The sequence below is a fragment of the Paenibacillus sp. LS-5 genome, assembly GCF_056121505.1.
This window is the reverse complement of the sequence record NZ_JBWAVA010000027.1, coordinates 1-22,753: the sequence shown is the minus strand read 5'-3', so window position 1 is coordinate 22,753 and position 22,753 is coordinate 1. Positions and strand designations below refer to the sequence as shown.

Sequence of the window (22,753 nt, the reverse complement as noted above, 5' to 3'; positions counted from 1 at the left end):
AGCCGCTCCAGGTGGAGCGGCTTTTTGCTGCGTGCTGATCTTATCTAAAATGGCTCACAGAGCGTTGAGGAGGAGATAAGAATGTCAGATTCATCAAAAAAGGAACAAGTTGATCTTTCGGGATTCCCCGCAAGCCGCAAGGTGTATGTAGAGGGCTCGCGCCCGGATATTCAGGTCCCGATGCGTGAGATCCGTCTCAGCCGTACCGAAGGGATTGCGGGGGAAGAGGATAATGAGCCGCTGCGTGTCTATGATACTAGTGGGATTTACACGGATGCTGCTGCACAGACCGATGTACGTAAGGGCCTGCCGGCGCACCGCTTAAGCTGGATTGCGGAACGTGGGGATTCAGATGAATACGCCGGCAGAGCCGTTCAACCTGGAGATTACGGTTTGGCTGCAGACGGAGCGTCAACGGAAGGGTTCACCGGCTTGCGGCGGAATCCCTTAAGAGCACGTAAGGGCTGTAATGTCACCCAGCTCCACTATGCACGGCTGGGGATGATTACACCAGAAATGGAGTATATCGCGATTCGGGAGAATACACGGCCTGAATTTGTAAGGGATGAGGTCGCTGCCGGCCGAGCGATTATCCCGGCCAATATCAACCATCCCGAGAGTGAACCAATGATCATAGGCCGTAACTTCCTGGTTAAGATCAACGCGAACATCGGGAATTCCGCCGTCTCTTCTTCCATTGAAGAGGAAGTGGAGAAGATGAGATGGGCTACCCGCTGGGGTGCGGATACGATTATGGATCTATCTACCGGTGCGAAAATTCATGCCACCCGCGAATGGATTATCCGCAATTCACCGGTACCGATCGGAACCGTACCCATTTATCAGGCACTGGAGAAAGTAAAAGGAATCGCCGAGGATCTGACCTGGGAGTTGTACCGGGACACGCTGATCGAACAGGCGGAGCAGGGTGTGGATTACTTCACCATTCATGCCGGGGTGCTGAAGCGTTATATTCCGCTTACTGCCGGAAGAATGACCGGAATTGTCTCACGTGGCGGCTCTATTATGGCGGCCTGGTGTCTTGCACATCAACAAGAGAACTTTTTATATACACATTTTGAAGAGATTTGCGAGATTATGAAGACTTATGATGTGGCCTTCTCCCTGGGGGACGGATTGCGTCCGGGCTCCATTGACGATGCCAATGACGAGGCACAGTTCGCTGAACTGGAGACGCTTGGAGAGTTGACAGCCATCGCCTGGAAACACGATGTTCAGGTAATGGTCGAAGGTCCGGGACATGTGCCAATGCACAAGATCAAGGAGAATATGGATAAGCAGCTGGAGCTCTGCCAGGAAGCCCCTTTTTATACACTGGGTCCTTTAACCACGGATATTGCACCAGGTTATGACCATATTACTTCTGCGATTGGTGCGGCGATGATCGGCTGGTTCGGGACAGCGATGCTGTGCTACGTCACGCCTAAGGAACACCTGGGACTGCCTAACAAAAATGATGTACGCGAAGGAGTCGTTACCTACAAAATCGCCGCACATGCTGCAGATCTGGCCAAAGGTCATCCAGGTGCGCAGGATCGGGACAATGCCCTGTCGAAGGCGCGGTTCGAGTTCCGCTGGCGTGACCAGTTCCACCTTTCGCTGGACCCGGAGCGGGCGCTGGAGTACCATGATGAGACTCTTCCAGCCGAGGGTGCCAAAACAGCGCACTTCTGTTCCATGTGCGGGCCCAAATTCTGCAGTATGCGTATTTCGCATGATATCCGTAATTCGTCCAGGCTAAGCAAAATGCTATAACCCAAGCCGGACCACTTAAGGCTGTTCCCGCGCTGCCAGGCGTAAGGGGACAGCTTTTTTTCTGAAGATAAGAGGTTATCCGCTTCACGTTATGAATTATCTTTGTCCTTCTACAACTACTTTAAAATTTAGTGACTGCAATCACTCTTCGGCCCTGTGCCCTATGCTAAGCTGTTGTTGAGAAAGGTTATCAATTGGTAGAAAGCCAAGCTGCAGGAGGAGAGTGCAATGAGCAAACACCTTAACATGGATGAGTCCATATTCGAGCTGGTCAGCCGTTATCCGGAAGCCATAGACATTATGGTTGAGCTGGGGTTCCGCGATATCACCAAGCCTGGCATGCTGCAGACGGCGGGCCGGTTCATGACCTTGTCGAAAGGAATCACAATGAAGAAAATGGATCGCGAAACCGTCCGGCTGGCTTTTCAGAGCCGTGGCTTCGAGATTATTGAATAGAGCGCTAAGATAAACAGATTGAATGGAGAAGGAGAGAGAACGATGAGTGAACTGATTAACAACCGTGAAATGGATATTCCTGAGCAGACACGCCGCCAAGCCATGCTTAAGGAGATTATTAAGGAATTGCATGCCGGTAAAAGTGTAGAGGAAGTCAAGGCGCGTTTTGCAGAAGCGGTAGGTGATGTCACGGTAGAGGAAATTTCTGCGATGGAGCATTCCCTGATGACGGAGGAAGGAATTCCTGTAACGGAGGTACAGCGCCTGTGCTCTGTGCACACGGCCATTTTCAAAGGATCGATCCAGGAGATTCACCGTTCTGCCAAGCCGGAGGAACAGCCGGGACATCCCGTCCACACCTTCAAGCTGGAGAACCGTGAGATTGAGCGGCTGGTGAACTTCCGTATGCAGCTGCATGCCGATAAATTCCAAAGAAACGACAGCGAAGAGATGATCTTCAAGCTGCTGGAGGATCTGAGCCTGCTGCTTGATCTCGACAAGCACTACAGCCGCAAAGAAAATCTGCTGTTCCCTTACCTTGAGAAATACGGTATTTATGGCCCAACCAAAGTGATGTGGGGAGTGGATGATGGGATCCGCGGCATGATCAAACAAGCCAAGGCAGCGCTCAGTGCGTACAACGGGGAAGCGGCAGAGGTTGGAGCTCTGCTTACGAACATTATCCAGGAAGTAAATGAAATGATCTTTAAGGAAGAAAATATTCTGCTGCCGATGGCGCTCGATAAACTGACTGAAGATGAATGGGTCAAAATCGCCCGCGAAAGCGATGAAATTGGCTTCTGCCTGACTGCTCCAGAGCGGGAGTGGATTCCTGAGCGTGCTGCAGAGCCGGAGGGGGCAGTTGCGCAAAGCACAGAAGATGGAAAAGAAGGCTTATCACCTCAAGGCTTTATCCGCTTCGAGACGGGCCTGTTGTCTCTGCATCAGCTGGAAACCGTGCTGAATCATCTGCCCGTCGATCTGACATTTATCGATGAAAATGATGTTGTTCGTTACTTCTCCCATGGCAAAGAACGGATCTTCGCCCGCACTAAGGCTGTTATTGGCCGCACGGTGCAGAACTGCCATCCGCCGCAAAGCGTGCATGTCGTTGAGAAGCTGCTGGAGGATTTCAAGGCAGGCCGCAAAGACGCCGAGGATTTCTGGATTGCCATAAAGGATAAATTTATCTACATTCGTTATTTCGCAGTACGTGACGAAGCGGGCCGTTACATGGGCACCCTTGAATTCACCCAGAACATTGCCCCGATCCGCGCGTTGGAGGGACAGAAACGGATTTTGTCGGAGTAGCTGTCTACATTCGTACTACCCTCCGTCCACCGCCTTGAATTTATGCTGATTGATCCGCCCCTTGCCGCATAGGCAAGAGGCCTTTTTCATAAAAACAGGAATTTTTCAGATTCTCTTAAAGCCGCACTTTTTGTTATAAAAAAATACAAGACTCTTCATATAGCCGGGTGTACCGCCTTTCCTTGACCGCAGGGATACCTTCTATTATAGTGGGTACGTAGGATTAACTATTTTAGCATAGAAAAAGGTGGCTTGTTACATGTCTGAAAGTATCTACGTTGGCGTGGATTTAGGTGGAACCACGATTAAGGTTGGAATCTGCAATGCCGAGGGGAACCTGCTGCATACCTTTGAGGGACCTACGGGGACAGCCGATGGCGTCGATGCTGTCATCGATAATATCGAAAAGTATGTGCGTCAGATTGTGGAAGAATCCCCGTACTCTTGGGATCAGCTTGCCGGTGTAGGAGCGGGCCTGGCCGGGTTTACGAATATTCGTGAAGGAATCATCATTCTTGCGCCTAACATAGGTTTTAGAGATGTGCCGATCCGTGCCATTCTGGAGGGTCGTTTGAACAAGCCCGTCAAAATAGACAATGATGCGAATGTGGCTGCGCTGGGCGAGGCCTGGAGCGGAGCGGGACGTGGTGTAGAGAACTGTGTTTGCTACACGCTGGGCACAGGTGTCGGCGGCGGAATCATTATTAATGGCAAAGTGTATCAAGGATTTGCCGGACTTGCGGGCGAGCTTGGTCATATTTCTGTAGTGCCTGATCTGGAAGCTATCCAATGCGGCTGCGGCAACATGGGTTGTCTGGAGACCGTTTCCTCTGCAACCGGTATTATTCGTATGGCAAATGATGCTGTTAGCCGCGGCGACCGCACTTCCCTGTCCATGGTGGAGAAAATTGCCGCCAAAGAGGTATTTGATGCCGCCAAAGCCGGAGATGAAGTTGCTTTGCGGATTGTGAACCGTGCTGCGTTCTATCTGGGCAAATCCATGGCTGCTGTCGCAGCGGTACTGAATCCAGAGGTGTTCATCGTTGGGGGCGGGGTCTCCAAAGCCGGAGATATTCTGTTTGAAGAGGTTCGACGCGTATTCGCAAAGCTGGCCCCGGCTCCGCTGCAGACCGGAGTGACCATCGTTCCGGCCGAGCTCGGTAATGATGCGGGTATTATTGGCGCTGCAGGTCTTTTGCTGCGTTCTTAAGCAGATGGAATTCTTCATATACTATTTATAGGGAGGGGGCGCTTTGATGACCGAACTGGAACAATCACCGCCCGGTGGTGCCACCCTGATCATTATTACGGGCATGTCAGGTGCAGGCAAGACGATTGCTGTACAGAGTCTGGAGGATCTCGGGTTTTTCTGTGTGGATAATTTGCCGCCGGTGCTGATTCCCAAATTTGCTGAGCTGATTGAGCAATCCAAAGGGAAAATCGCCAAAGTAGCGCTTGTTATCGATTTGCGCGGGAGAGAGTTCTTCACCGCTTTGTCGGAATCATTGTCCTATATCAAAGACGAGTCTACGATCGGTTTTGAGATTCTCTTTCTGGATGCAACGGATTCTGTACTGGTACAACGTTACAAGGAGAGCCGGCGGCATCATCCGCTGGCACCTAAAGGCATGCCGCTAGATGGTATCCGCCTGGAACGTCAGATGCTGGAGGAGTTGAAGAACTCTGCCACCTTATGTCTGGACACCAGCAGCATGAAGCCCGTCCAGCTAAAGGAGAAGATCGTATCACGTTTTTCCCATTTAGGTAAAAGCACACTTTCTGTTAATATCACTTCGTTTGGCTTCAAATACGGAATTCCGATCGACGCAGACCTGGTATTTGATGTCCGTTTTTTGCCGAATCCTCATTATGTGGATCATTTGCGGCCAAAGACGGGTCAAGATAGCGAGGTTTACGATTATGTTATGAAATGGCCAGAGACACAGACGTTTCTGACCAAACTGCTGGATATGCTTCATTTCCTGATACCGCAGTACCGGAAAGAAGGCAAATCCCAGATTATTATCGGTATTGGCTGTACGGGTGGCAAACACCGCTCTGTAGCAATATCCGAATACCTGGGCAAGATGCTGGGGGTTAGCGAGACGGAGTCTGTAGCCGTCAGCCACCGGGACTCTGAACGTGACCGGCATTAAGAGAGAAGGGGTCAATAGTGGCTGAAGAACAAGGACAGCGTCCACGTATCGTCGTTATGGGTGGAGGTACGGGATTGTCTGTTATGCTTCGCGGTTTGAAGGAAAAGCCGCTTGATATTACAGCGATAGTTACTGTTGCGGATGACGGGGGGAGCTCTGGCATACTCCGAAGTGAACTGCAAATGCCACCCCCTGGTGATATCCGCAACGTATTGACAGCAATGGCTGATGTAGAACCGCTCATGGCCCAGATTATGAGATACCGCTTCAGCAGTGGCGAAGGCTTGGCTGGGCATAGCCTGGGCAATCTGATCCTGGCGGCGCTTACGGACATTTCCGGTGATTTTGTCACTGCCGTCCGGGAGCTGAGCCGGTTATTCGCCGTGCGCGGACGCGTGCTACCTGCCGCGGGTGAGGCGGTAGTGCTGCACGCTGAGATGGCTGATGGCTCTATAATCACAGGTGAGTCCAAAATCCCTGAAGCTAGAGGGGTCATCAAAAGAATCTCCCTGGAACCAGCTAATGTAGAGCCGCTGCCGGAGGCACTGGAGGCGATACGTAATGCCGATGCAATTCTATGTGGACCTGGCAGCCTATACACGAGTATCTTGCCAAATTTGCTGGTGCCTAAGCTGGCAGAGGCCGTTGTGGCTTCGGATGCGATCAAAATCTTTGTCTGCAACGTGATGACCCAGCCTGGTGAAACGGACAACTATACAGTTAGTGACCACCTTCAGGCCGTCTATGACCACATAGGACTTCATTTGTTCGATTATGTGATCGTGAACGATGGCGAGATTCCCGAGCAGGTACAGTTGAAGTATGCAGAAAAGGGTGCCCGGCCTGTCCAGCTTGATCTTGATGTGGTGGATGGTAACGGCTACAAAGTGATTGCCGATAAGCTGGTATTATTCAAGACCTATCTGAGGCATGATACAGATAAGCTTAGTCATCATATTTACCAGCTTGTGAAAGACTGGATTTCCAGATAAGTCTATTTTGTAGGAACATGAAAGAGGTGAGCCCCTTGTCTTTTGCGGCCCTTACCAAAAAAGAGCTGACGATGGTGGAGAGCCAGCCTTGCTGCGAGAAAGCGGAGATGTCCGCGCTGATCCGGATGAACGGTTCCGTGCAGCTTTCAAGCAAAAAGGTAGTCCTCGACATTTCGACGGAGAACGCCGCGATTGCAAGGCGGGTATATTCTTTACTTAAGAAATATTACCAAGTCCATATCGAGCTGCTCGTGCGTAAAAAAATGCGTTTGAAGAAGAATAACGTCTATATCGTGCGGATTCCAAACCGTGTTCAAGAAATTCTCAAGGATCTCCGGATCGTGTCCGAAGGCTTCATCTTCACAGATGGAATTGACGAAGAAATTGTCGGCAAGAACTGCTGCAAACGTGCGTACCTTCGCGGGGCATTTATGGCTGGCGGATCGGTTAACAATCCGGAAGGATCGTCTTATCATCTGGAGATTGCTTCGATGTATGAGGAGCACTGCAAGGCACTGGTGGATCTGGCAGGTGAGTTTCACCTTAATGCCCGTTGTATTGAACGCAAAAAAGGCTTCATTTTGTACATCAAGGAAGGCGAGAAGATCATCGAGTTTCTGAGTCTGATCGGCGCACATCAAGCATTGTTCAAGTTCGAGGACGTGCGGATTATGCGTGACATGCGTAATTCCGTGAACCGGATCGTCAACTGCGAGACGGCTAACCTGAACAAAACCATAAGCGCCGCAGTACGGCAGATCGAGAATATCAAGCTTCTGCAGCGGGAGATGGGACTGGATAGTCTGCCGGATAAGCTGCGCGAAGTAGCCGAGATCAGACTGGCACACCCGGACATTAACCTTAAGGAAGTTGGCGAAATGCTGAAGGGCACAGTCAGTAAATCAGGAGTAAATCACCGTTTGCGCAAAATTGACGAGCTGGCTGATAAGGTCCGGGGCGGCTGATTATTTTTTTTCTAGTGTGGTTGCGGTTATAATGATATAATATTATAAAATTAATGTGAAATTTTTGGGCAGATCTCAAATAGGGGGTAAGCGTTTCATGACAAAGCACCCGGTAGTTGTACGGTTGAAGACGGGGCTTCACGCTCGGCCGGCAGCATTGTTCGTGCAAGAAGCAAACAAATTCTCGTCGGAGATTTTCGTGGAAAAAGACGATAAAAAAGTGAACGCTAAAAGCATCATGGGTATTATGAGCCTGGCGATCAGTTCCGGCACGGAGATTTATATCAGCGCGGACGGCGCCGATGCGGACCAAGCTGTAACCGCTTTGACAAGTCTTGTTAGCAAAGAAGAGCTTGAGAACCAGTAATTGTTGCAAGGCCTTACTTTTTAATGGCATGACTAAAAGCCCTCCGGGGCTTTTTTTATTGTCTGTGTATAGATGTGCATTGAAAAGGATAAGGGTATAGATAGGTGTTCTGGCAGTCTTGTATAATTTCTTTCTTATCCAATGAGGTAATATGCAACTTTTGCCAAGCTGCATCGTCTAGAGAGTACCAACAACAATTACAAATAGCGAAAGGGGATAGCAGACATGAATACATGGAGCAAAAAGCTTGGAGTAGTAATGCTGGCAGGGAGTTTGATGATGGGGGGGATGGCTTTGAGCGGAGCATTCCAGGGTCCTGAGAAGGCTTACGCCGCCGATGAAGTGCAGAAAAACGTCGTCAATGTGATCGGTAAAGGAGAACTTTCCATCAAACCGGATGTTGTCTATCTGTCCATCGGGGTCAACACTACTGCGGCAACGGCGGAAGAGGCTCAAAAAACCAATGGAGCCAAAATCGCCAAGATTACCGCACTGCTGAAAACCACTTGGGGCATTGCAGATAAAGACATTCAGAGCACTCAATTCAGCGTACAACCGAACTACAGCTATACTGAAAAAGATGGTCAGCAGATTAAAGGCTACATTGCGCAGCATACGCTGAAGGTAACCTATCGTGATCTGGCCAAGGTTGGACAGTTGCTGGATGCCGTTTCTACTGCAGGAGCGAACAACATTGGTAATGCACAATTTGCTATTGAAGATCCGTCTGCATTCGAAGCGCAGGTGATTGAGAAGGCCATGGCCAATGCCGATGTAAAAGCTGGTGCTATTGCCAAAGCGGCCAAACGCAGTCTGGGCCAGGTCGTTACAGTCACGCAGAATGATGACGGCAACAATCCTGTGGTCTACATGGAGAATGCGGTGATGTCCAAAGCAGCAGCAGATACTGCTGGCGGCACTTCCGTTGAACCGGGGGAAGTAAAGGTTTCAACGCAGCTTAGCGTAATGTATGAGCTGAAATAGTCTGTTTGCTCAAGAGGCACTTTTTCTGCTGGCTACAGTGGGGAACAGTGCCTTTTTTATTTTTGAGGGGAATGGTTGTGGAAATCTCTCATTTTGTTTAAAGAAATGTAATAAGGAGCCCTGAAAAGCCCATCGAAGCTTAAGAAATTGTAAAGGGCTTTGTAACAATGGCTGCTCCTGATGTCTCTATAATGGGAAGAGTGGAAATGAGGCTAGCGGAAGGGGATAATCATATGAAGAACATCAAGAAGAAACAAGCCCATGTGTGGGGCGCAGGGATCATGGCGGCGGGGATTCTGCTAAGCGGAGGGCTTTTGCCGGCAGAGACGAGTCAGGCAGCTTCGGCTACGGTTCAGACCAATCCAGAACACTCGCTAGTAGTGCTGAAGGTGAACGGCAAAATCACGCCGCAGACCGGCATTGTCCGTGAGGGGAAAGTTTGGGTCCCGGTGACGTTTTTGCGGGATTCTCTGGGGATGCAGTTAACCTACGACAAGACAGAACAAGCCTATACGATTGGCAAAGGAACATCTAAGGTTAAGTTGTCTGTTACCGATTACGAGATTTCGATTTCAGTGAATAACTTTTATATTAATGAATATCAAGCCGTGAACATCAACAATCGTCTGTTTGTTCCATTAGACCTGCTGAATGATTTTCTGGGGTATAAAGGTGATTGGAGTGCGTCTACAGGTCGACTGAATGTCATCAGCAAACCGCAAAATGCCATCACTGTTAAGACGGAGAGTATCGACAAGGACCGTGAAGATGCACCAATCAAACTGGATTACCCGCAAATCAGTGGTCTGGCGAATGCCAAGGCCCAGCAAACGATTAATGACACGATAAAGCAGACCTTCACCAAGTTTGCAGCTGACGCGGAGAAGGAGATTGCGAATAAATCCTCGGATGACCGGCCGTATGAATTCGACGGGGGTTATGTGATCACCTACAACCAGGACGGCATACTCAGTCTGATCACGAACCAGTATAGCTATCTTGGGGGTGCTCACGGGATGACTTACAACAATGCGTTCACATTCTCACTGAAGGACGGCAAGCGCCTCCTGATCGGGGATTTGCTGAAAGCCAACCCGAACTATAAAAAGGAGCTTAATGCGAAGCTATCCAAGCTCATTAAGGCAGAGGGCGGTTACCTGGGAGGGTTCACGGGCCTGAATACAGAGAAGAATTTTTATGTGAAGGACGGGAGATTGGCCGTTTTCTTCCAGCTCTACGAATACACAGCCTATGCTTCCGGGTTCCCGGAGTATGAGTTCACCTTCAAGGAGCTTCTTCCAGATGGAAGCAGCCCATTCGCTGGGCTGAAATAAGTATAGTCTACTATAAAAGAGTAGATTAACCCGCTCCGCTAATGCCGTGTAGGGATACCTTTCTGTGACCAGGCACTTCTCGCATTCATAAGCTATAGGAGAAACTAGCTTATGAAGAGGGGGGAAGGAAATGAGTTATCTGTACACAGCCATTGGCGATTCCCTGACAACCGGATTCGGAGCTCTTCCGGGCAACGGTTTTGTACCTGTATACCGCAAAATGGCAGAGAGCCGGCTCCGTGCACCAGTTGGCGTAGCCAACCTTGGCATCAATGGTCTAACTACGGCTGCATTGGGGCAGCGTCTAGGCAGTGCACCCATAATGCGCCAAGCGATCCGGGATGCAGATATTATTACATTGTCCATAGGCGGGAACGACCTGATTAAGGCAGCCAAAGCCGTCTCCTTTCGTCCAGGTGACCTGTCTCCAGCGCTGGAACGGGCACTTCGTGAGTGCAAAAGAAATTTCAGCGGGATTATGGGTTCTCTCTGGCAGCTCAAGAACGGCAGCCGCCGCCCCTTTATCATCCGGATGGTTGGACTTTATAATCCTTATCCTCAGTTCACGGAAGCTACAGACTGGGTAAGGCAGTTTAACGGCTATGTAGCGGGCTATAGCAGCAGTGTATGCGGGTTTGCCTCCATCTATCATGAGTTCGCCGGCAATGAGCATGGATTGCTGTCACTGGACCATGTGCATCCAAACGGCAGAGGCTACCGTATAATTGCCGGGAAGCTGGATGCCTTAGGTTACGGCCGGCTGCGATAACAAACTGCTACTATATAATGCAAAAGAGGCTGCTCAGACCATAATGGTCCAGGCAGCCTCTTTGTATGTTCTTCTGAATTATACGCCGGTAGGCAGCGTCTTCTCGATAACTTTATCGACGATACCATATTCAGCTGCATCAGCAGCACTCATGAAGTAGTCGCGGTCTGTATCCTTTTCGATACGCTCCAGCGGTTGGCCAGTACGTTCGGACAAGATACGGTTCAGTTTGTCGCGAAGCTTAAGGATACGGCGGGCACGGATTTCGATGTCTGTAGCCTGACCCTGCGCTCCACCCAGCGGCTGGTGGATCATAATTTCACTGTTCGGCAGTGCAAATCGTTTGCCTTTGGCACCGGCATTCAGCAGGAAAGCCCCCATGGAAGCGGCCATGCCCACACAGATGGTGGAGACATCCGGCTTAATATATTGCATTGTATCAAATATAGCCATTCCGGCTGTGATGGAACCGCCAGGGCTGTTCACATACAGGTGAATATCCTTATCCGGATCCTCGGCAGCCAGGAAGAGCATTTGTGCGATGATGGAATTGGCTACCACGTCATTAACCTCCGTTCCGAGGAAAATGATGCGGTCCTTCAGCAGGCGGGAATAGATGTCATAAGCGCGCTCACCGCGGTTGCTCTGTTCTACTACCATAGGAATATAACTCACGTGGAAAACCTCCTTGAATTGGTTCTTCGAATGTGTTCATTTTTACTGTTACCGTATTAACCACATGATAAACAAATTCAAACAAAAAGTCAAAGAAAGTCAAACTTAGTTAATAAAAAAAGAGCCAACAAGTGGCTCTTTGGTTAAGTAGTATAGGTACAGCTGCTAAATTATGTACAAAGATGAAATTAATGGCGCGCCCGCCAAGAATCGAACTTGGATCTCAGGCTTCGGAGGCCTACGTCATATCCATTGGACCACGGGCGCAACAGAAATTATTATAATCCATTTAGGCTGTAAATGCAACGGCTAATCATTTTGCTGCAAAATATCTTTGTTTTCTTCTCCATTGTCAGCCGCAAGCGTGCGTGGATATTCAGCAGCCTGGGCTTTTATCTTAGGGTCACGGGACTTTCAGCACTTTCCATTACCCACCAGATGTATAAGATGAAAAGAGGTTGAGAATTATACTCACGGAAGACTTGCACTCCGCGTAATATTTGGGTAGAATATGGGTGGGACTTAAAAAGTTAACCCGGGACATTTTAAGACCATGAACAAGGGAATAAGAGGAAGACGAAGTTGCAGGAGTGAAAGCATGCGTAATTTATTAGAAATCCAAAAGCAGCTTCTGCCTGATCTCATGGAAACCCTTAAGAGACGTTACACGATTCTACATCAGATCATGCTGTCCGATATTATTGGGCGCAGAACGCTTGCCGCTTCGCTCGATATGACTGAGCGGGTGCTGCGCGCCGAGACGGATCTTCTGAAATCGCAAGGGCTCATTGAGATCGAGAGCGTAGGCATGCGCGTAAGCGATGCGGGGCGCAGACTGCTTGACCTGCTGGAGCCAATCGCCAAGAGCCTGTTTGGCCTGGATGATCTGGAAGAGAAAATTCGTACAACGTATGGTCTGAACAAAGTTATTGTGGTCCCTGGTGATTGCGAAACCTCGCCATTCACGAAACGTGAGCTCGGACGCGCGGGCGCCAAAGCATTGCTAGGTGTATTGCGGTCGGATGATACCATTGCCGTTACGGGTGGTTCAACGCTTGCTGAAATGGCTGATCAGCTCACACCTCCGTTATCTCCTTCCTATAAGAACGCTTGGGTTGTACCAGCGCGCGGGGGATTGGGTGAGAGCATGGAGATTCAGGCCAACACGATTGCTTCAAAGATGGCCAAACGGATGGGGGCTAATTACCGCCTTCTGCATGTGCCTGATTTACTTAGTGAAGATGCTTACCAGTCCCTGGGGCTCGATGCGAACATTGGGGAGATTGTACAAATTATCCGCAGGTCGCGAATTATTGTGCATGGTATTGGGGATGCCATTGAAATGACCCGCCGCCGTAAGCTGGATGAGGCTACAGTCTCAGAAATCCAGGGAGAAGGAGCGGTTGCCGAATCGTTCGGCTATTATTTCAATGAAGAAGGTCAGGTTGTTCATACTATGCTGACTATGGGGCTCCGCCTAGAGGATATTATCCGCACGGAAGTCGTTGTCGGTATCGCCGGAGGCAAACGAAAGTCCAAAGCCATCCATGCGATGCTTCGTTTCGGGCAGGAGGATATACTCGTTACCGATGAGGCGGCGGCTATCGAAATTGGTAAAGAAATTGACAATCAGGTCCAGGCAGTCCTATAAATTCCATAATATGGGAAGCAAGCAAAGGGTTTATGCATTATACTTAACATTGTTGTCTTGACGAGCCTCACGGCCTGTCTTGAATAAATAAAACGAAATCTAGGAGGAACTATTCAATGAGTGTAAAAGTTGGTATTAACGGTTTTGGACGTATTGGACGCCTTGCATTCCGCCGTATTCAAAATGTAGAAGGTATCGAAGTGGTAGCAATCAATGACTTGACTGACGCTAAGATGCTTGCTCATTTGCTTAAATATGATACAACTCAAGGTAAATTCCAAGGGGACGTTGAAGTACATGACGGCTTCTTCAAAGTAAACGGCAAAGAAGTTAAGGTTCTTGCGAACCGCAATCCTGAAGAACTTCCTTGGGGCGACCTGGGCGTAGATATCGTTCTGGAGTGCACAGGTTTCTTCACAACTAAAGAAGCAGCTGAAAAGCACCTGAAAGGCGGAGCTAAAAAAGTAGTAATCTCTGCTCCAGCTACTGGCGACATGAAGACCGTTGTTTACAACGTTAACCATGACATCCTTGATGGTACTGAAACTGTAATCTCCGGTGCATCTTGCACAACTAACTGCCTGGCTCCTATGGCAAAAGTTCTGAACGACAAGTTCGGAATCGTTGAAGGCCTGATGACTACTATCCACGCTTACACTGGCGACCAGAACACACTTGATGCTCCACACGCTAAAGGCGACTTCAGACGCGCCCGCGCTGCTGCTGAGAACATCATCCCTAACACTACCGGTGCTGCAAAAGCAATCGGTCTGGTAATCCCAGCACTGAAAGGCAAACTGGACGGCGCTGCACAACGTGTGCCTGTTGCTACTGGTTCCCTGACTGAGCTCGTTACTGTTCTTGAAAAGAATGTTACTGTTGAAGAACTGAATGCAGCTATGAAAGCCGCTTCCGATCCAGACACTTATGGCTACACTGAAGATGAAATCGTATCTTCCGATATCAAAGGTATGACTTTCGGTTCCCTGTTCGATGCTACACAGACTAAGGTTCTAACTGTCGGCGACAAACAACTGGTTAAAACCGTTGCTTGGTACGACAACGAAATGTCCTACACTGCACAGCTCGTTCGCACTTTGGAACACTTCGCTAAGCTGGCTAAATAATACCGATTTCCCATAAGCAGTATCTATAGAGCGGAAACAGAAGTTCCTTGTTTCCGCTCTTTCTAAATGAATTCGTGGTTGTACCAATTTTGGGTGTGGAGGAAATTTAATCATGAACAAAAAAAGTGTCCGTGATGTAGAAGTAAAAGGCAAGCGCGTATTCGTACGTGTAGATTTCAACGTGCCAGTGGAAGACGGCAAGATCACTGATGATACCCGTATCCGCGAAACCCTTCCAACGATTAAATACCTGATTGAGAACGGTGCAAAGGTCATTCTGGCCAGCCACATGGGCCGTCCTAAAGGCCAATTTGTTGATTCCATGCGTTTGACAACGGCTGCTGTACGTCTGTCAGAGCTGCTTGGCAAACCAGTAGCAAAAGCTGACGAAGCTATCGGCGATGCAGTAAAAGCAAAGATCGCTGAACTGAACGATGGTGATGTGCTTGTGCTTGAAAATGTCCGTTTCTATCCGGGCGAAGAAAAGAACGATCCTGAACTGGCTAAGCAGTTCGCAGAACTGGCTGATCTGTTCGTCAACGACGCATTCGGTGCAGCTCACCGTGCGCATGCTTCCACTGAAGGTATCGCCCACTTCCTGCCGGCCGTATCCGGTCTTTTGATGGAGAAAGAACTGTCCGTACTGGGTAAAGCTCTGTCGAACCCTGAACGTCCTTTCACCGCCATCATCGGTGGTTCTAAAGTTAAAGACAAAATCGACGTTATCGATAACCTTCTGACTCTGGCTGACAATGTTCTGATCGGCGGCGGCCTTTCTTACACGTTCACCAAAGCTCAAGGTTACGAAATTGGGAATTCCCTGGTCGACAACGATAAAATCGATGCGGCACTTGGATTCATCGAGAAAGCCAAAAAGCTGGGTAAAAACTTCGTGCTTCCGGTTGACGTTGTAGTCGCTGACAAGTTCGGTGCAGATGCCAACACCAAGGTTGTAGATGTAACGGATATTCCTGCAGGCTGGGAAGGTCTGGATATCGGTCCGAAGACCCGTGAAATTTATGCCGATATTATCAAAAACTCCAAGCTGGTGGTTTGGAACGGACCTATGGGCGTATTCGAAATTGACATCTTTGCTGAAGGTACAATTGCCGTAGCTAAGGCTTGCGCAACTACCGAAGGCTACACTGTTATCGGTGGTGGTGATTCCGCAGCGGCTGCTGAGAAATTCCACCTGGCTGATCAGATGGACCACATCTCCACTGGCGGCGGCGCATCACTCGAGTTCATGGAAGGCAAGGCTCTTCCTGGTGTAGAAGCACTGAACGACAAGTAAGACGTAGAAGGTAGAAGGAGGCAATCCATTACTATGAGCAGAACACCTATTATCGCCGGTAACTGGAAGATGTTCAAAACAGTTTCCGAAGCGGAAGGCTTTTTCGCTGAAGTCAAAGGCCAGGCAGAAGTGAAAGGCGTAGAAACTGTAATCTGCGCACCATTCACGAATCTGCCGGCACTGGTTGCAGCGGCCAAGGGTACCAGCATCAAGATTGGCGCACAGAACCTGCACTTTGAAGACAACGGAGCCTACACAGGCGAAATCAGCGGCGTAATGCTGAAAGACCTTGGCGTAGATTATGTAATCATCGGTCACTCTGAACGCCGTGCATACTTTGGCGAAACAGACGAAATCGTGAACAAGAAGATGCATGCGGCATTCCGCCACGGCATCACTCCAATTGTCTGTGTAGGCGAAAAGCTTGAAGAGCGCGAAGCTAACCAGACAAAAGACGTATGCAAAGTTCAGACCGAAGGCGCTTTTGCCGGCCTTAGTGCGGAACAGGCTGCAAGTGTAGTTATTGCTTATGAGCCAATCTGGGCTATCGGCACAGGCAAATCGTCTACTTCCCAGGATGCTAATGAAGTTATCGCCTACATCCGTACACTTGTAAAAGACCTGTACGATGAAGCGACTGCTGAAGCCGTGCGTATTCAATACGGCGGTAGTGTGAAGCCTGAGAATGTTACGGAGTATATGAGTCAAAGTGACATCGACGGCGCGCTCGTCGGCGGTGCCAGTCTGCAGCCTGCTTCGTTCGTTTCATTGGTTGAGGGGGCGAAGTAAGGATGTCAGCACCAAAACCGGTTGCTTTGATCATCATGGATGGTTTCGGTCTGCGCAACACGACTGAAGGCAATGCTGTTGCCCAAGCCAACAAGCCGAACTATGACCGCTACCTGAAACAGTATCCGAACACCACGCTTACCGCTTGCGGCGAAGCTGTGGGACTGCCGGAAGGACAGATGGGTAACTCCGAAGTGGGTCACCTTAACATCGGTGCCGGCCGGATTGTATATCAGGACCTGACCCGTATCGACAAGTCGATCCGTGACGGGGAATTTTTTGAGAACGAAACACTGGTTGCAGCTGTAAGAAGCGCTAAGTCAACTGGCAAGAAGCTTCACCTGTATGCGCTTGTATCCGACGGTGGGGTGCATAGCCATATCAAACATTTGTTTGCTATGCTCGATCTGGCCAAAAAAGAAGATATGCACGAAGTGTATATCCATGCTTTCATGGATGGCCGCGATGTACCTCCTGACAGTGGACAAAAGTTCATTCAGGATCTGATCGCGAAGATTGAGGAAGTAGGCGTAGGCAAGATTGCTACGGTATCCGGACGGTATTTCGCGATGGACCGTGACAAACGCTGGGAACGTGTAGAGAAGGCATACCGCGCTATGGTCTATGGCGAAGGCCCTAAGTACACTGATGCTCTGCAGGCAATCACTGGATCTTACCAGAATTCTGTGTATGACGAATTTGTTGAACCTAGTGTAATTGTAGACAGCGAAGGCAAACCGACAGCGACTGTAGAGAGCGGCGATTCCGTCGTGTTCCTCAACTTCCGCCCGGACCGTGCCATTCAGCTGTCCCAGGTATTCACGAATTCAGATTTCCGCGGTTTCGACCGGGGTCCATTGTTCCCGCAGAACCTGCATTTTGTATGTTTGACTACTTTCAGCGAAACGGTTCAAGGTTATGTGGCGTATTCGCCGAAGAACCTGGACAATACGCTGGGTGAAGTGCTCGTACAGCAGAATAAGAAGCAGCTGCGTATCGCGGAAACTGAGAAGTATCCGCACGTAACCTTCTTCTTCAGCGGTGGACGCGACGAAGAGCTTCCTGGCGAAACCCGTATTCTGATCAACTCCCCAAAAGTGGCAACCTATGATCTTAAGCCTGAGATGAGCGCATACGAAGTGGCGGCGGCCTGCGTAGCGGAGATCGAAGCAGACAGACAAGATGCCATTATCCTGAACTTTGCCAATCCTGACATGGTAGGACACTCCGGCATGCTGGAGCCAACCATCAAGGCAGTAGAGGTAACGGATGAATGTGTGGGTAAGGTTGTGGATGCAGTCGTAGCCAAAGGTGGCGTTGCAATCATCATTGCCGACCACGGTAATGCGGATATGGTGTTTGACGAGAATGGTCGTCCGTTCACGGCACATACCACCAACCCGGTTCCTTTCATTGTAACCACCGAAAATGTTGTACTGCGCGAATCCGGTATTCTCGCAGATGTGGCACCGACTATTCTGGACCTGATGGGACTTCCGCAGCCTGCGGAAATGACCGGACAGTCCATGATTGCCAGCCGCAAATAAGTAATACCCCCTAAGTAATTAACGAATACCAAAACCATATTTAAAAGGAGATTAACTTATATGACTATTATTTCTGACGTATATGCACGCGAAGTCCTTGACTCCCGCGGTAACCCGACTGTAGAGGTTGATGTTTATCTGGAATCCGGCGCTAAAGGCCGCGCTATCGTTCCTTCCGGCGCTTCCACTGGCGCTCATGAAGCTGTAGAGCTTCGTGATGGCGACAAATCCCGTTACATGGGTAAAGGTGTTCTGAAAGCTGTTGAGAACGTAAATGAAATTATCGCTCCAGAAGTAATCGGTATGGACGCTCTTGACCAAGTGGGCATCGACAAACTGATGATCACTTTGGACGGAACTCCTAACAAAGGCAAGCTAGGCGCTAACGCAATCCTGGCAGTATCTATGGCCGTAGCTCGCGCAGCTGCAACAGCTTTGGATATTCCTTTGTACGTATACCTGGGCGGATTCAACGCTAAAACTCTTCCAGTACCAATGATGAACATCATCAACGGTGGTGAACATGCTGACAACAACATCGACGTACAAGAGTTCATGGTTCTTCCTGTAGGTGCTCCAAGCTTCAAAGAAGCTCTTCGTACAGGTGCAGAAATCTTCCACAACCTGAAATCCGTACTACAGTCCAAAGGCCTGAACACTGCTGTAGGTGACGAAGGTGGTTTCGCACCGAACCTTGGTTCGAACGAAGAAGCAATCACTACAATCATCGAAGCTATCGAAAAAGCCGGCTACAAACCAGGTGTTGACGTATTCCTGGGTATGGACGTTGCTTCCACCGAGTTCTACAAAGACGGTAAATACACACTTGCTGGCGAAGGTAAATCTTACACTTCCGCTGAGTATGTTGACCTTCTTGCTTCATGGGTTGAGAAGTATCCTATCATCACCATCGAAGACGGTATGTCCGAAGACGACTGGGAAGGTTGGAAATTGCTTACTGAAAAATTGGGCGATAAAGTCCAATTGGTTGGTGACGACTTGTTCGTTACTAACACTGAGCGTCTTGCTACAGGTATCGAAAAAGGTATCGGTAACTCCATCCTGGTTAAGGTTAACCAAATTGGTACATTGACTGAAACCTTCGATGCTATCGAAATGGCTAAACGTGCTGGTTACACAGCAGTTATCTCTCACCGTTCCGGTGAATCCGAAGATAGCACAATCGCTGACATCGCAGTTGCAACTAACGCAGGTCAGATCAAAACAGGTGCTCCTTCCCGTACAGACCGTGTTGCTAAATACAACCAATTGCTTCGCATTGAAGACGAACTGGGCGAATTGGCTCAATACAACGGCCTGAAATCCTTCTACAATCTCAAAAGATAATTTCTTTTGAGAAAAATAAATACAGAGCCTGCCGAACCCGGCAGGCTTTTTTTGCCTATCTACTCTCAATCAGTTGTATTCGAATCTCTCCTATGATAAAATAAAAATGCTGTTTATGAATTCGTGAAATTTAAATTAGCATAGATAGTGATGCTTGGACGTAGGAGGTGGAAGTGAATGGATATCTTTTTGAAAGTAGTGCTCCTGATTTTTTCCGTCGGTCTGATTGCGGTCGTTCTTCTGCAAAAGGGGAAAAGCGCAGGTCTTTCCGGTGCCATCTCCGGCGGTGCTGAGCATCTCTTTGGTAAGACCAAAGCGCGTGGTATGGAGCTAGTACTGCAACGCGTAACGGTTGGACTGGCAGCAGGATTCTTCATTATGTCGATCCTTGTGGCTGTTCTGGTTGACTAGATTGCTAACAACAAGCTTTCGCTCTGTTCTTATGGAGCGGAGGCTTTTTTGTATGGAGCTTAGATTATATTTGTCTAAAGGGGCCCCGCAAAGTACCTGAGTAAGCTTCAATGCCCAGGTTTTACTTTGCGGGGTTGTTTTGAAAGATACGGTTTTTCGATGATGGAATTTTCTATTGCTTGAACCATCGGTTGATCATAAAAGGGATGCCGGGGATTGATTTCGTGTATACTAGGGTATGAGTATATAAAGGTAAAATTTACTGGGATACGCACAGGCAATACAGGACAAGACATACATATGCCAGCAGCACACGAATGCTGCGGAGGGCCGAGGTGACTAATTTGATAACACAGGAACAATTATTGGATTTCATGCGGGAGACCGCTTATAAACCGCTCACTTATGATGAACTGGTGAGTCATTTCGCTATTGAGGAGAGCGAGGCGTTCAAAGCATTCGAAGATTTACTGCTCTCATTGGAGCAAGACGGAAGAATGATCCTGACCCGCAATGCCCGCTATGGGGTACCGGAGCGTATGGATATGGTGCGAGGACGTGTGCAGGCACACGCGAAGGGGTTTGCTTTTCTCATCCCGGATGACCGCGATCATCCCGATATCTATATCAATGCCAATGATCTGAAGGGTGCGATGAACGGTGATATCGTGCTGGTTCGCATTACATCGCGTAGTCCGTCTGGCGGGCGGATGGAAGGTGAAGTCGTACGGATCGTCAAAAGAGGGGTGCTGCAGACCGTAGGTGTGTTCCAGAGTCTGGAAACCTATGGCTTTGTGCTGCCGGATGACAAGCGGATTAACCGGGATATTTTTATTCCGAAGCAGTCCTTCAAAGGGGCGGTTGACGGTGAAAAGGTCGTAGTCCGCATTGTGAATTACCCGGAAGGCCGAGCAGCGGCTGAGGGAGAAATTATTGAGATTCTCGGGCATAAGGATGACCCGGGAGTGGATATTCTGTCAGTGATCCGCAAGCACCAGCTGCCGGAGGCTTTCCCGGGTGAAGTGATGCATGAAGCGGAGCAGGCCCCGGATTCGATTACGGAGGATGAGATCGTTCAGCAGGGACGCCGGGATCTGCGCGGGCTGAACATCGTTACCATCGATGGTGCGGACGCCAAAGATTTGGATGATGCAGTAAACGTATCTCGTCTGGAGAATGGACATTACAAGCTGGGCGTGCATATCGCTGACGTTGGTTATTACGTACGCGAAGGCTCTGAGCTGGATAAAGAAGCGTATGACCGCGGCTGCAGCGTGTATCTGGTCGACCGGGTAATTCCAATGCTGCCTCATCGTCTGTCGAACGGGATCTGCAGTTTGAATCCCAAGGTGGATCGGCTGACGATGTCCTGTGAGATGGAATTCGACGAGCATATGAAGGTCGTGAAGCATGATGTCTTTACAAGCGTAATCCGCACCAAAGAAAGAATGACGTATTCTGATGTCCGCAAAATCGTCGAGGACGAAGACCCCGAGCTGCTGGAGCGCTATGCTCCGCTGATTGACGACTTCCGACTGATGAAAGAGCTGGCGATGAAGCTGCGCGATGCCCGGATGCGCCGCGGTGCAGTTGATTTCGATTTTGAAGAGAGCAAGATTATTGTCGATGAGAGCGGCAAGGCCATAGATATCGTAAAACGCGAGCGTTCCGTGGCCGAACAGATTATCGAGGAATTCATGCTGGCGGCCAACGAGACTGTGGCTGAGCATTTCCACTGGCTGAAGGTGCCGTTCCTCTACCGGATTCACGAAGACCCGGACCCGGAGAAGCTTCAGAACTTCATGGCCTTCGCAGCGAACTTTGGCTATCATGTCAAAGGCCGGGGCAATTCGGTACACCCCCGCGCCCTGCAGGATCTGCTGGAGCAGATTCAAGGGACGAAGGAGCAGACCGTCATCAGTACCATGATGCTGCGCTCTATGAAGCAGGCGAAATATGATGCGGAGAGCACCGGCCACTTTGGGCTGGCAGCAGAATTCTACTCCCACTTCACGTCGCCGATCCGTCGTTATCCGGACCTTGTCATTCACCGTGTCATGCGTGAGGTCATCGAGAATGGCGGGGCGCTTACAGAGAAACGTCATGAATACCTAGCCAGTCGGATGCCGGATATTGCCCAGCAGTCCTCAGAACGCGAGCGTGTAGCCGTTGAAGCTGAGCGTGATACAGAACAGCTGAAGAAAGCGGAGTACATGCAGGACAAGGTCGGCGAGGAGTTCGATGCCATGATCAGCAGTGTTACCAGCTTCGGTATGTTCATCGAGCTGGAGAATACCGTCGAAGGCCTGATCCGCCTTAGCGCGCTCAGCGATGATTACTACCACTTCGACGAAGCCCATATGGCGCTCATCGGCGAGCGGACCTCCAAGGTGTTCCGCATCGGTGACGAGGTGAAGATCCGTGTCGCCAAGGTTAATATGGATGACCATACGATCGATTTCGAGCTGGTCGACATGAAGCCACGCGCGGCAGGTGAGCACCGCAGCTATGGTGGCGGCCGCGGAGGCAAAGGCGGCCGTGGGAACGGTGGCGGCGGCTTCGCCAAGCCGCCTGGTGGCAAAGCCGGCGGCGGCAAGGGCCGCACCGGCGGTAAAGGCAAGCCCGGCAGCGCTGGCGGCGCGGGCAAGGGCAAAACCGGCGGCGCAGCACACGCCGGCAAGGGCAAGCCCGGCGCGGTAGCACGCGCCGGAGAAGAGCCGCGCGCAGCGGCAGAGGCCAGCGGCGGTGCGCCGGCTGGCGGACGCGGCAAGCGCGGCGGCGGCCCTGCAGAGGCCGCGCGCC

The 22,753-nt window shown here is 49.9% G+C and carries 20 protein-coding genes and 1 tRNA gene; 19 read left to right on the top strand and 2 right to left on the bottom strand.

Translation table 11 applies throughout. The features are described from left to right. Positions 1–81: 81 nt before the first annotated feature. From thiC to AC0MA3_RS25085, 11 genes are all read left to right on the top strand, one after another. Positions 82–1,776, top strand: a complete 1,695-nt coding sequence (gene thiC / locus AC0MA3_RS25135; protein ID WP_474658191.1) for a phosphomethylpyrimidine synthase ThiC — start codon at positions 82–84, stop codon at positions 1,774–1,776. 228 nt (positions 1,777–2,004) lie between these two features. Beyond that, a complete protein-coding gene (locus AC0MA3_RS25130) occupies positions 2,005–2,232 on the top strand; it encodes a DUF1858 domain-containing protein (RefSeq protein WP_474658190.1) in 228 nt (75 codons plus the stop codon). 42 nt (positions 2,233–2,274) lie between these two features. Next, complete coding sequence (locus AC0MA3_RS25125; RefSeq protein ID WP_474658189.1) at positions 2,275–3,543, top strand: DUF438 domain-containing protein; 1,269 nt, start codon at positions 2,275–2,277, stop codon at positions 3,541–3,543. Positions 3,544–3,802: 259 nt separating this feature from the next. Then, on the top strand, positions 3,803–4,753 hold the full coding sequence (locus AC0MA3_RS25120) for an ROK family glucokinase (RefSeq protein WP_379163426.1): 951 nt from the start codon (positions 3,803–3,805) through the stop codon (positions 4,751–4,753). Positions 4,754–4,799: 46 nt separating this feature from the next. Beyond that, the gene (gene rapZ / locus AC0MA3_RS25115; protein ID WP_379163429.1) at positions 4,800–5,699 is read left to right on the top strand and encodes an RNase adapter RapZ; all 900 of its coding nucleotides are present in this window, start codon (positions 4,800–4,802) and stop codon (positions 5,697–5,699) included. Positions 5,700–5,755: 56 nt separating this feature from the next. After that, positions 5,756–6,691: a gluconeogenesis factor YvcK family protein gene (locus AC0MA3_RS25110; protein ID WP_379163544.1), complete on the top strand. Its 936-nt coding sequence runs from the start codon at positions 5,756–5,758 to the stop codon at positions 6,689–6,691. 35 nt (positions 6,692–6,726) lie between these two features. Continuing rightward, positions 6,727–7,656: a DNA-binding protein WhiA gene (gene whiA / locus AC0MA3_RS25105; protein ID WP_379163547.1), complete on the top strand. Its 930-nt coding sequence runs from the start codon at positions 6,727–6,729 to the stop codon at positions 7,654–7,656. 97 nt (positions 7,657–7,753) lie between these two features. Next, a complete protein-coding gene (locus AC0MA3_RS25100) occupies positions 7,754–8,023 on the top strand; it encodes an HPr family phosphocarrier protein (RefSeq protein ID WP_019914358.1) in 270 nt (89 codons plus the stop codon). Between the two features lie 225 nt (positions 8,024–8,248). Continuing rightward, the gene (locus tag AC0MA3_RS25095; protein WP_379163432.1) at positions 8,249–9,007 is read left to right on the top strand and encodes an SIMPL domain-containing protein; all 759 of its coding nucleotides are present in this window, start codon (positions 8,249–8,251) and stop codon (positions 9,005–9,007) included. Positions 9,008–9,240: 233 nt separating this feature from the next. Continuing rightward, positions 9,241–10,341, top strand: coding sequence for a PdaC/SigV domain-containing protein (locus AC0MA3_RS25090; protein ID WP_474658188.1), 1,101 nt, complete (start codon positions 9,241–9,243; stop codon positions 10,339–10,341). A gap of 130 nt (positions 10,342–10,471) precedes the next feature. Continuing rightward, positions 10,472–11,110, top strand: a complete 639-nt coding sequence (locus tag AC0MA3_RS25085) for a GDSL-type esterase/lipase family protein (RefSeq protein WP_474658187.1) — start codon at positions 10,472–10,474, stop codon at positions 11,108–11,110. A gap of 78 nt (positions 11,111–11,188) precedes the next feature. Here the strand turns inward: AC0MA3_RS25085 and clpP are convergent, their stop codons facing one another. Further along, a complete protein-coding gene (gene clpP / locus AC0MA3_RS25080) occupies positions 11,189–11,785 on the bottom strand; it encodes an ATP-dependent Clp endopeptidase proteolytic subunit ClpP (protein WP_379163442.1) in 597 nt (198 codons plus the stop codon). Between the two features lie 192 nt (positions 11,786–11,977). Next, a tRNA-Arg gene (locus tag AC0MA3_RS25075) sits at positions 11,978–12,052 on the bottom strand. A 331-nt stretch (positions 12,053–12,383) separates the two neighbouring features. Between AC0MA3_RS25075 and AC0MA3_RS25070 the strand changes: the two genes are divergently transcribed. The 8 genes from AC0MA3_RS25070 to rnr all read left to right on the top strand — a co-directional run. Next, entirely contained in the window at positions 12,384–13,436 is a 1,053-nt protein-coding gene (locus tag AC0MA3_RS25070) for a sugar-binding transcriptional regulator (RefSeq protein WP_379163445.1), read from the top strand. 116 nt (positions 13,437–13,552) lie between these two features. Then, on the top strand, positions 13,553–14,563 hold the full coding sequence (gene gap, locus AC0MA3_RS25065; protein WP_379163448.1) for a type I glyceraldehyde-3-phosphate dehydrogenase: 1,011 nt from the start codon (positions 13,553–13,555) through the stop codon (positions 14,561–14,563). 112 nt (positions 14,564–14,675) lie between these two features. Then, positions 14,676–15,857, top strand: coding sequence for a phosphoglycerate kinase (locus tag AC0MA3_RS25060; protein WP_474658186.1), 1,182 nt, complete (start codon positions 14,676–14,678; stop codon positions 15,855–15,857). A gap of 33 nt (positions 15,858–15,890) precedes the next feature. Next, the gene (gene tpiA, locus AC0MA3_RS25055) at positions 15,891–16,646 is read left to right on the top strand and encodes a triose-phosphate isomerase (RefSeq protein WP_074103415.1); all 756 of its coding nucleotides are present in this window, start codon (positions 15,891–15,893) and stop codon (positions 16,644–16,646) included. A 2-nt stretch (positions 16,647–16,648) separates the two neighbouring features. Then, positions 16,649–18,193 (top strand): 2,3-bisphosphoglycerate-independent phosphoglycerate mutase, encoded by a 1,545-nt coding sequence (gpmI, locus tag AC0MA3_RS25050; protein WP_474658185.1) that lies wholly within the window; start codon positions 16,649–16,651, stop codon positions 18,191–18,193. 60 nt (positions 18,194–18,253) lie between these two features. Beyond that, the gene (gene eno, locus AC0MA3_RS25045) at positions 18,254–19,540 is read left to right on the top strand and encodes a phosphopyruvate hydratase (RefSeq protein ID WP_379163457.1); all 1,287 of its coding nucleotides are present in this window, start codon (positions 18,254–18,256) and stop codon (positions 19,538–19,540) included. A gap of 177 nt (positions 19,541–19,717) precedes the next feature. Beyond that, positions 19,718–19,951: a preprotein translocase subunit SecG gene (gene secG, locus AC0MA3_RS25040; protein ID WP_074088735.1), complete on the top strand. Its 234-nt coding sequence runs from the start codon at positions 19,718–19,720 to the stop codon at positions 19,949–19,951. Positions 19,952–20,295: 344 nt separating this feature from the next. Continuing rightward, positions 20,296–22,753, top strand: a 2,458-nt coding sequence (gene rnr / locus AC0MA3_RS25035; protein ID WP_474658203.1) for a ribonuclease R, incomplete at its 3' end; no start/stop codon positions are given.

What these genes read in the sequence shown, in the direction of transcription:
- thiC (WP_474658191.1), top strand. Translation starts at nt 82, where the DNA reads ATGTCAGATTCATCAAAAAAGGAACAAGTTGATCTTTCGGGATTCCCC.
- AC0MA3_RS25130 (WP_474658190.1), top strand. Translation starts at nt 2,005, where the DNA reads ATGAGCAAACACCTTAACATGGATGAGTCCATATTCGAGCTGGTCAGC.
- AC0MA3_RS25125 (WP_474658189.1), top strand. Translation starts at nt 2,275, where the DNA reads ATGAGTGAACTGATTAACAACCGTGAAATGGATATTCCTGAGCAGACA.
- AC0MA3_RS25120 (WP_379163426.1), top strand. Translation starts at nt 3,803, where the DNA reads ATGTCTGAAAGTATCTACGTTGGCGTGGATTTAGGTGGAACCACGATT.
- rapZ (WP_379163429.1), top strand. Translation starts at nt 4,800, where the DNA reads ATGACCGAACTGGAACAATCACCGCCCGGTGGTGCCACCCTGATCATT.
- AC0MA3_RS25110 (WP_379163544.1), top strand. Translation starts at nt 5,756, where the DNA reads ATGGGTGGAGGTACGGGATTGTCTGTTATGCTTCGCGGTTTGAAGGAA.
- AC0MA3_RS25100 (WP_019914358.1), top strand. Translation starts at nt 7,754, where the DNA reads ATGACAAAGCACCCGGTAGTTGTACGGTTGAAGACGGGGCTTCACGCT.
- AC0MA3_RS25095 (WP_379163432.1), top strand. Translation starts at nt 8,249, where the DNA reads ATGAATACATGGAGCAAAAAGCTTGGAGTAGTAATGCTGGCAGGGAGT.
- AC0MA3_RS25090 (WP_474658188.1), top strand. Translation starts at nt 9,241, where the DNA reads ATGAAGAACATCAAGAAGAAACAAGCCCATGTGTGGGGCGCAGGGATC.
- AC0MA3_RS25085 (WP_474658187.1), top strand. Translation starts at nt 10,472, where the DNA reads ATGAGTTATCTGTACACAGCCATTGGCGATTCCCTGACAACCGGATTC.
- AC0MA3_RS25070 (WP_379163445.1), top strand. Translation starts at nt 12,384, where the DNA reads ATGCGTAATTTATTAGAAATCCAAAAGCAGCTTCTGCCTGATCTCATG.
- gap (WP_379163448.1), top strand. Translation starts at nt 13,553, where the DNA reads ATGAGTGTAAAAGTTGGTATTAACGGTTTTGGACGTATTGGACGCCTT.
- AC0MA3_RS25060 (WP_474658186.1), top strand. Translation starts at nt 14,676, where the DNA reads ATGAACAAAAAAAGTGTCCGTGATGTAGAAGTAAAAGGCAAGCGCGTA.
- tpiA (WP_074103415.1), top strand. Translation starts at nt 15,891, where the DNA reads ATGAGCAGAACACCTATTATCGCCGGTAACTGGAAGATGTTCAAAACA.
- gpmI (WP_474658185.1), top strand. Translation starts at nt 16,649, where the DNA reads ATGTCAGCACCAAAACCGGTTGCTTTGATCATCATGGATGGTTTCGGT.
- eno (WP_379163457.1), top strand. Translation starts at nt 18,254, where the DNA reads ATGACTATTATTTCTGACGTATATGCACGCGAAGTCCTTGACTCCCGC.
- secG (WP_074088735.1), top strand. Translation starts at nt 19,718, where the DNA reads ATGGATATCTTTTTGAAAGTAGTGCTCCTGATTTTTTCCGTCGGTCTG.